The organism is Variovorax sp. 20P10.2.4 (assembly GCF_058244205.1).
This window is the reverse complement of sequence record NZ_JBZAYE010000351.1, coordinates 1-7,697: the sequence shown is the minus strand read 5'-3', so window position 1 is coordinate 7,697 and position 7,697 is coordinate 1. Positions and strand designations below refer to the sequence as shown.

The following is a 7,697-nucleotide window of genomic DNA, read 5'->3' as shown; positions in this document are numbered from 1 at the left end:
CGCGAACAGCACCACCAGCCCGGCCGCGAGCGTGAAGCCGAACAGGAACTCCACCGCGCGGATCACCTGGTCGAGCACCGTCTGCACCTGGTTGATGGTGGCGCTCATGTCGACGTTGGTCACGTTCGGGAAGGCGCGCACCAGCGCGTTGTCGAAGCCCTTGGTCTCGGGTGCGCGGAAGGCGCCCATGTAGGTGGTGGGCACGTCGGGCAGCGAGGGCACCGTGTACATCACGAAGAAGTTGGCGTGCAGCGAGCCCCAGTCGACCTTGCGCAGCGAGGTGATGCGCGCGTCGTTCTGCATGCCGCCGATGTCGAAGCGCAGGCGGTCGCCGAGCTTCAGGCCCAGCGTCTCGGCCAGCCCTTCCTCCACGCTCGCCTCGCCCTGCGCGCCGGGCGTCCAGCGGCCGGCCACGATGCTGTTGTGCGCGGGCGCCTCGGTGCTGTTGCTGAGGTTGAACTCGCGGTCCACCAGCCGCTTGGCGCGGTCCTCGCTGTAGTCGTCGGGCGTCACGGGCTTGTCGTTGATCGCGATCAGGCGGCCGCGGATCATCGGGTACCAGTCGAACTTGTCGACGCCGCCGCCGCGCAGCGCCTTCTGGAAGGCCTCGCTCTGGTCGGGCATCACGTTGATGACGAAGCGGTTCGGCGCATCGGGCGGCGTGGCCTTGCGCCAGCTCGCCACCAGGTCGGTGCGCAGCAGCACCAGCAGCACCAGCGCCAGCAGGCCGACCGCGAGCGCGCTGACCTGCACCACCGCATAGGCCGGCCGCGCCGAGATCTGCCGCGTGGCCAGCACCAGCCAGCGCGGCGCGGTGGTCTCGTTGACGCTGCGCCGCAGCAGCTTGACCGCGAGCCAGCTCAGGAGCGCGAACACCGCCACCGCGCCCGCGAAGCCGCCGACCGCGATCAGGCCCAGCTTGATGTCGCTGCTGGCTGCCATCAGCAGCGCCGCGAAGCCCGCCACGCCGATGCCCAGCACCGCGAGCGAGGCCGGCTTGAGCCCGCCCACGTCGCGCCGGATCACGCGCAGCGGCGGCACGCGCGCGAGCTGCAGCACCGGCGGCAGCCCGAAGGCGAACAGCAGCGTGAGGCCCATGCCGAGGCCGAAGGCCGCGGGCCACAGCGTGGCCGAGGGCAGCGCGGTCTCGACCAGGCCCGCGAGCAGCAGCACGAACACGTAATGCACGCCGAAGCCGATCGCCACGCCCAGCGCGCTGGCCACCAGCCCGACCACCGCGAACTCGAAGGCATAGGCCCACGCGATGGTGCGCTGGCTCTGGCCCAGCACGCGCAGCATCGCGCAGTCGTCGAGGTGGTTGGCCGCGAAGCCGCGCGCGGCCAGCGCCACCGCCACGGCCGACAGCAGCGCCGCCAGCAGCGCCACCAGGCTCAGGAATTTCTCGGCGCGGTCCAGCGTCTGGCGCATCTCGGGCCGGCCGCTCTCGAAGGAGTCGAGCCGCACGCCGCGCAGCTCGCCCTTCTTGATCTGCGCCTCGGACCAGTCGACGAAGCGCTTCACCGCCGCATCGGGCCCCGCGACCGCGAGCCGGTAGCCCACGCGGCTGGCCGGCTGCACGAGGCCGGTGCGCGGCACGTCGGCCTGGTTGAGCATCACGCGCGGCGAGAAGCTCATGAAGCCCGCGCCGCGATCGGGCTCGAGCGTGATGACGCGACCCACGCGCAGGCCGGTGTCGCCCAAGAGCAGCGTGTCGCCGACCTTGAGCGCCAGCGAGTCGAGCAGCGAGGCATCGACCCAGACCTCGCCCGGCGCCGGCACGTCGCGCGTGACCGCGCCCGGCGCGCCGAGGGCGGTGGCGGTCTGCACGTTGCCGCGCAGCGGATAGCCCTCGGCCACCGCCTTCAGCGCCACCAGCTTGCTCGCGCCGCCCTGCGCATCGTCGGCCCGCGCCATGGTCGGAAATCCGTAGGTGCCCGCGGACTGCAGCCCCAGCGAGCGGGCCTGCGCCACGAAGGCCTCGGGCGTCGGGTTGTCGCTGACGATCACCGCGTCGCCGCCCAGCAGCTGGCGCGCGTCGCGCTTCAGGCCGCCCTGCAACCGGTCGGCGAAGAAGCCGACGGCCGTGAGCGCGGCCACGGCCAGCAGCACGGCGACGATCAACAGGCGCAGCTCGCCGGCGCGCAGGTCGCGCCAGAGCGTGCGCCAACCCAGGCGGAGGGAAGCGTTCATGGCCGCGACGATAGCCGAGCGACCCGGCGGGCCGCGCATCCGAGGGTTATTGCGGCCCTCTCCTACCCGCCGCGGCCTTGATCGCGGACAGTTGCTGAAGCATGATGCAACAAACATCCAGCCTCCACGGACCGGCAATGGCGCCAGGTCCGGGCCGGCCGGAACAAGAAGAATCCATCGCCGGACCCCCTTCCCCCAAGGAGTCTCGATGACACGATGTCAGCGTCTGCCCACTCTCGCCCTGTGCCTCGCGCTGGGCGTGCTGCTCGCCGCCTGCGATCCCAAGCCCAGTGCGAGTGCCGCACCCGGCGCCGCAGCCTCCGGTGCCAGCCCCACGGGCGTCACGCCCGCCGCATCGGGCGATGCGGTCGATGCCTCCTCCGCCCACAAGGGCCCGTCCGAAGGCGGCGCGGCCATCGGCGGCATGAGCGGCCAGGGCGGCGGCTCATCGGGGGGCGGTACTCCACCTCCAACGGGTGGTGACGGCGCCGCACCCAAATAAGAAGATCCGCTTTCGCTTCCCACCCCCACAGAAGAAGACCACGATGAAACGACAACCCACTTCAGCGTCGCCGGAGGTTCCGTCATGGACATGAACCGCCGGCAATTCTTCCGCGTGAGCAGCGCGGGGCTGGTCGGCTCCAGCATCGTGGCGCTCGGCTTCTCGCCGACCGCCGCGCTGGCCGAGACCCGCAACTTCAAGCTCGCGCGCACCACCGAGACCCGCAACACCTGCCCCTACTGCTCGGTGGGCTGCGGGCTCATCATGTACAGCCTGGGCGACAAGGCGAAGAACGTGGTGTCCGACATCCTCCACATCGAGGGCGATGCCGACCACCCCGTGAACCGCGGCACGCTGTGCCCCAAGGGCGCGGGCCTGCTCGACTTCGTGCACAGCCCGATGCGGCTGAAGTACCCCGAGGTGCGCGAGCCCGGCAGCACCGAGTGGAAGCGCATCGGCTGGAACGAGGCGCTCGACCGCATCGCCAAGCTGCTGAAGGCCGACCGCGACGCCAACTTCCAGACCACCAACGCCGACGGCAAGACCGTCAACCGATGGACCAGCTCCGGCATGCTCTGTGCCTCGGCCTCGTCCAACGAAACCGGCTACATCACGCACAAGGCATTCCGCTCGACCGGAATGCTGGTGTTCGACAACCAGGCACGCGTCTGACACGGACCGACGGTGGCCAGTCTGGCCCCGACGTTCGGCAGAGGCGCGATGACCAACCATTGGCAGGACATCCAGAACGCGGACGTCGTGCTGATCATGGGCGGCAATGCCGCGGAGGCGCATCCGTGCGGCTTCAAGTGGGTCATCGAAGCCAAGAAACAGAACAAGGCCCGCCTGGTGGTGGTCGACCCGCGCTTCACGCGCTCGGCCGCGATGGCCGACTACTACGCGCCGGTGCGCGCGGGGTCCGACATCGCCTTCCTCGCCGGGGTTATCAACTACCTGCTGAGCAACGACAAGATCCAGACCGAGTACGTCCGCAACTACACCAACGCGCCCTTCATCGTCGGCCCCGACTACAAGTTCGAGGACGGCCTGTTCAGCGGCTACAACGCCGAGAAGCGCAACTACGACCCCAAGTCGTGGGGCTACGCGCTCGACGAGGCCGGCATGGCCAAGGTCGACATGAGCATGCAGGACCCGAACTGCGTGCTGCAGGTGATGAAGCGGCACTATTCGCGCTACACGCCCGAGCTGGTGAGCCGCATCACGGGCACGCCGCAGGACAAGTTCCTCAAGGTCTGCGAGTACATCGCGAGCACCAGCGTGCCCACGCGCACCATGACCATCATGTACGCGCTGGGCTGGACGCAGCACAGCCAGGGCTCGCAGATGATCCGCACCGGCGCCATCGTGCAGCTGCTGCTGGGCAACATCGGCGTGCCGGGCGGCGGCATGAACGCGCTGCGCGGCCACAGCAACATCCAGGGCCTGACCGACCTGGGGCTGCTGTCGAACTCGCTGCCGGGCTACATGTCGCTCGCGCGTGACAGCGAGCAGAACCTGCCCGACTACTACAAGACCCGCGCGCTCAAGGCGCTGCGGCCCAACCAGATGAGCTTCTGGCAGAACTACCCCAAGTTCTTCGTCAGCATGCAGAAATCGTGGTGGGGCGACGCGGCCACGGCCGACAACGAGTGGGCCTTCCACTACCTGCCGAAGATCGACAAGCTCTACGACGTGCTGCAGGCCTTCGAGCTCATGAACCAGGGCAAGCTCAACGGCTACATCTGCCAGGGCTTCAACCCGGTGGGCTCGTTCCCCGACAAGAAGAAGATCGTCGACGGGCTCTCCAAGCTCAAGTTCCTGGTCACCATCGATCCGCTGCAGACCGAGACCAGCGAGTTCTGGCGCAACTTCGGCGAGTTCCACGACGTCAAGACCACCGACATCCAGACCACGGTGTTCCGCCTGCCCTCCACCTGCTTCGCGGAAGAGGACGGCTCGCTCACCAACTCCAGCCGCTGGCTGCAGTGGCACTGGAAGGGCGCGGAGCCGCCGGGCGAGGCCAAGGGCGACATCGAGATCGTGGCCGGCATCTTCAACCGCATGCGCCAGGCCTACATCAAGGACGGCGGCGCCTTCCCCGACCCGATCGTCAAGCTGACCTGGCCCTACAAGATTCCGCACTCGCCGTCCGCGCAGGAACTGGCGATGGAATACAACGGCCGCGCGCTGACCGACCTGCTCGACCCGAAGGACCCGACCAAGCCACCGACGGCCAAGGCCGGCGAGCAGCTCGCGGGCTTCGGCCTGCTGCGCGACGACGGCAGCACCGCCAGCGGCTGCTGGATCTACGCGGGCGCCTGGACCCAGGCCGGCAACCAGATGGCGCGGCGCGACAACGCCGACCCGTTCGGCATCGGCATGGTGCAGAACTGGGCCTGGGCCTGGCCCGCGAACCGGCGCATCCTCTACAACGGCGCCTCCACCGACCCGGCCACCGGCAAGCCCTGGATCGCCAAGCGGCCGCTGGTTGCGTGGAACGGCAAGCAGTGGGCCGGCGCCGACGTGCCCGACATCCGCCCCGACGCCAACCCGATGGAGGCCGACGCGGTGCGGCCCTTCATCATGACGGCCGAGGGCGTGGCACGGCTGTTCGCGCCCACCGGCATGGCCGAGGGCCCGCTGCCCGAGCACTACGAGCCCTTCGAGTCGCCGCTGGTCAACAACCTGATGCACCCGAACAACGAGAAGGCGCGCGCCAACCCGGCCGCGCGCATCTTCAAGGGCGACCTCGAGCGGCTCGGCGTGCCGAAGGACTTCCCGTACGTGGCCACCAGCTACCGGCTCACCGAGCACTTCCACTACTGGACCAAGAACGTGCGCACCTCGGCCATCATCCAGCCGCAGCAGTTCGTCGAGATCGGCGAGGAGCTCGCGAAGGAGAAGGGCATCGGCCATGGCGACATGGTCAAGGTGTCGAGCAAGCGCGGCTTCATCAAGGCCGTGGCCGTCGTCACCAAGCGCATCGTCGGCCTGCAGGTCGACGGCCGCACGGTCCACACCGTGGGGCTGCCGAACCACTGGGGCTTCGTCGGCATCGCGAAGCCCGGGTATCTGGTGAACACGCTGACCCCCTTCGTGGGCGATGCGAACACGCAGACCCCCGAGTACAAGTCCTTCACCGTGAACATCGAGAAGGCCTGACCGATGTCCTCTCTTCAAACCCTAGACATCCTGGCCCGCTCGGCGACGACGACACCGTCGCCCGAGGTCCGCAACCGCCCGCAGGTGCAGCAGGTCGCGAAGCTGATCGACGTGTCGACCTGCATCGGCTGCAAGGCCTGCCAGGTCGCGTGCATGCAGTGGAACGACCTGCGCGACGAGGTCGGCACCACGCACGGCACCTACGACAACCCGGTCGACCTCACGCCCTCCTCATGGACGGTGATGAAGTTCTCCGAGGTCGAGCCCGAGGCCGGCAAGCTCGAGTGGCTGATCCGCAAGGACGGCTGCATGCACTGCGACGACCCCGGCTGCCTGAAGTCGTGCCCCTCGCCGGGCGCGATCGTCAAGTACGCCAACGGCATCGTCGACTTCATCAGTGAGCATTGCGTGGGCTGCGGCAACTGCGTCACCGGCTGCCCCTTCGACGTGCCGCGCATCAGCAAGGCCGACAACAAGGCCTACAAGTGCTCGCTGTGCTCCGACCGCGTGGGCGTGGGCCTCGAACCGGCCTGCGTGAAGGCCTGCCCCACGGGCGCGCTGCACTTCGGCACCAAGGAGGACATGCACGAGTACGCCTCGGAACGCATCGTCGACCTCAAGGAGCGCGGCTTCTCGAACGCCGGCGTCTACGACCCGGCCGGCGTCGGCGGCACGCACGTCATGTACGTGCTGCAGCATGCCGACCGGCCCGGCCTCTATGCCGGCCTGCCGAAGGATCCGCAGATCAGCCCGCTGGTCTCGCTGTGGAAGGGCGTGGCCAAGCCGCTCGCCATGGTGGCGATGATCGGCGCCGTGGTCGGCAGCTTCTTCCACTACATGAAGACCGGCCCGATCGATCCCAAGGAAGACCATCCGGACGCCGACCTCGACGGCAAGCCCGACGAGGTGGTGGTGATCGAGGAACCGCCGGCATCGGCCCGAGGAGAGACCCGAGGAGAGACGCGATGACCCGCTACTACCTTCGCCGCTACCGCGATGCCACGCGCATGAACCACTGGTTCGTGGCGATCATGTTCTTCGCGGCCGCGCTCTCGGGGCTGGCCTTCTTCCATCCGGCGCTGTTCTTCCTCACCAACCTGTTCGGTGGCGGGCCGTGGACGCGCATCCTGCATCCCTTCCTCGGTGTGCTGATGGTGCTGGGCTTCGCGTTCCTGTTCTTCACCATGTGGCGCGAGAACATGCTCGACCGCGGCGACCGCGAGTGGATCGCCAATGCGCCGAAGATGCTCAAGGGCGACAAGTCGAGCATGCCGCCGGTGGGCAAGTACAACGCGGGCCAGAAGCTGGTGTTCTGGGCCTTCGGCATCAGCCTGCTGCTGCTGCTGGTCACGGGCTTCATGTTCTGGAGCCCGTGGTTCGTCCACTTCTTTCCGATCCTCGTGCGGCGCATCGCGGTGGTGGTGCATGCGGCCTCGGCCGTGGTGCTGATCCTCTCGGTGATCACGCACATCTATGCCGCCATCTGGGTCAAGGGCACCCTGCGCGCGATGACGCGCGGCACCGTCACCGAAGGCTGGGCCAAGCTCAACCATCCGCTGTGGCATCGCAAGATGACGCGCGGCGAATGAGCATCCACCCTGCATTGCGATCCGGGCGATTCGCTGTAGAGTCGTCCGGATGAGCAGCAGCCCACCGATCCGCACCACGCGCGTCCTAGAGCCCGAGCAGATCGCCATGCAGGCGGGGCGGCAGATGCCCTTCCTGCGGCTGCCGGTGCGCGCCGCGGCCTTCTCCGACCGGCAGCTGCGGCTGCGCCAGCTCGCGGCCTCGCACCCGATGCGCGAGTACCTGATCTTCATCGCCGACCTCGCGCAGGCCCAGC

The 7,697-nt window shown here is 68.5% G+C and carries 6 protein-coding genes; 5 read left to right on the top strand and 1 reads right to left on the bottom strand.

Annotated features, from left to right (window positions below):
- Positions 1-2,190: ABC transporter permease (locus AC27VN_RS26450; protein ID WP_490878449.1), on the bottom strand; the 2,190-nt coding region annotated here is incomplete at its 3' end.
- A 208-nt stretch (positions 2,191-2,398) separates the two neighbouring features.
- On the opposite strand from AC27VN_RS26450, the gene AC27VN_RS26445 reads away from it, so the two are divergent.
- The 5 genes from AC27VN_RS26445 to fdhE all read left to right on the top strand — a co-directional run.
- Positions 2,399-2,692 (top strand): hypothetical protein, encoded by a 294-nt coding sequence (locus tag AC27VN_RS26445; RefSeq protein WP_444852799.1) that lies wholly within the window; start codon positions 2,399-2,401, stop codon positions 2,690-2,692.
- Between the two features lie 84 nt (positions 2,693-2,776).
- A complete protein-coding gene (gene fdnG, locus AC27VN_RS26440; RefSeq protein WP_490878448.1) occupies positions 2,777-5,854 on the top strand; it encodes a formate dehydrogenase-N subunit alpha in 3,078 nt (1,025 codons plus the stop codon).
- 3 nt (positions 5,855-5,857) lie between these two features.
- Entirely contained in the window at positions 5,858-6,823 is a 966-nt protein-coding gene (gene fdxH, locus AC27VN_RS26435) for a formate dehydrogenase subunit beta (protein WP_490878447.1), read from the top strand.
- Complete coding sequence (locus AC27VN_RS26430) at positions 6,820-7,443, top strand: formate dehydrogenase subunit gamma (RefSeq protein WP_093340870.1); 624 nt, start codon at positions 6,820-6,822, stop codon at positions 7,441-7,443. Before fdxH ends, AC27VN_RS26430 begins: the two co-directional genes overlap by 4 nt.
- 49 nt (positions 7,444-7,492) lie before the next feature.
- Positions 7,493-7,697: formate dehydrogenase accessory protein FdhE domain-containing protein (gene fdhE, locus AC27VN_RS26425; protein ID WP_490878446.1), on the top strand; the 205-nt coding region annotated here is incomplete at its 3' end.

Excerpts from the sequence above, each read along its gene's own strand:
- AC27VN_RS26445 (WP_444852799.1), top strand. The coding sequence starts at position 2,399 with ATGACACGATGTCAGCGTCTGCCCACTCTCGCCCTGTGCCTCGCGCTG.
- fdxH (WP_490878447.1), top strand. The coding sequence starts at position 5,858 with ATGTCCTCTCTTCAAACCCTAGACATCCTGGCCCGCTCGGCGACGACG.
- AC27VN_RS26430 (WP_093340870.1), top strand. The coding sequence starts at position 6,820 with ATGACCCGCTACTACCTTCGCCGCTACCGCGATGCCACGCGCATGAAC.